We start from the raw sequence: 1,132 nt of genomic DNA on the forward strand, positions 1-1,132 counted from the left end.
GTCAGGCTGTTGGTACGCGGAGGATCAGGGCGTCACCCTGCCCACCACCACCGCACAACGCCGCCGCACCAACCCCACCACCACGACGCTTCAACTCCAACGCCAGATGCAACGCCAACCGCGCACCCGACATCCCGATCGGATGACCCAACGCGATCGCACCACCATTGACGTTGACCCGCCCCTCATCAACACCCAACGCACGCATCGACGCGATCCCCACCGCCGCGAACGCCTCATTGATCTCCACCAGATCCAGACCCGCCGCCTCGATCCCCTCCTTCGCGCACGCCGCCCTGATCGCGTTCGACGGCTGCTCATGCAAGCTCGCATCCGGCCCGGCGACCACACCATGCGCACCGATCTCAGCCAGCCAGGACAGCCCGAGTTCCTCGGCCTTGGCCTTGCTCATCACCACCACCGCCGCCGCACCATCGGAAATCTGCGACGCCGACCCCGCCGTGATCGTCCCATCCGATGCGAACGCCGGACGCAGCCTCGCCAGCCCCTCCACCGTGGTATCCGCCCGAATACCCTCATCCGCGTCCACCACCAGCGGGTCACCCTTGCGCCGCGGCACCTCCACCGGCGCGATCTCCTCGGCGAACACACCCCGCTCCGCAGCCGCCGCCGCCCGCTGATGCGACCGCGCCGCGAACGCGTCCTGCTCCTCCCGCGTCAACCCGTACCGCGCGTTGTGCTTCTCCGTGGACAACCCCATCGCGACCTGGTCGAACGCGCAGAACAAACCATCATGCGACATGTGATCCAGCATCTGCACATCACCGAACTTGAAGCCCTCACGCGACCCCGTCAGCAGATGCGGCGCCCGCGTCATCGACTCCTGACCACCCGCGACCACCACATCGAACTCACCCGCCCGGATCAACTGATCCGCCAACGCGATCGCATCCAGCCCCGACAAACACACCTTGTTGATCGTCAACGCCGGCACATCCATCGGAACACCCGCCGCCACCGCGGCCTGCCGCGCCGGAATCTGCCCCGCACCCGCGGTCAGCACCTGACCCATGATCGTGTACTCGACCTGATCCGGCCGCACCCCGGCCCGCTCCAACGCAGCCCGGATCGCGAACCCACCCAACTGCGCACCCGAGAAATCCTTCAGCGA

Annotated in this window: 1 protein-coding gene; it reads right to left on the reverse strand. The window is 67.1% G+C overall.

All coding sequences use genetic code 11. The annotated features are described in order from the left end of the window. Nucleotide 1: 1 nt before the first annotated feature. The coding region (locus E1288_RS46445) for an acetyl-CoA C-acetyltransferase (protein ID WP_132495733.1) at nucleotides 2–1,132 on the reverse strand (1,131 nt) is incomplete at its 5' end.

This window comes from Saccharopolyspora elongata, from assembly GCF_004348985.1.
GTDB classification, from domain to species: domain Bacteria; phylum Actinomycetota; class Actinomycetes; order Mycobacteriales; family Pseudonocardiaceae; genus Saccharopolyspora; species Saccharopolyspora elongata.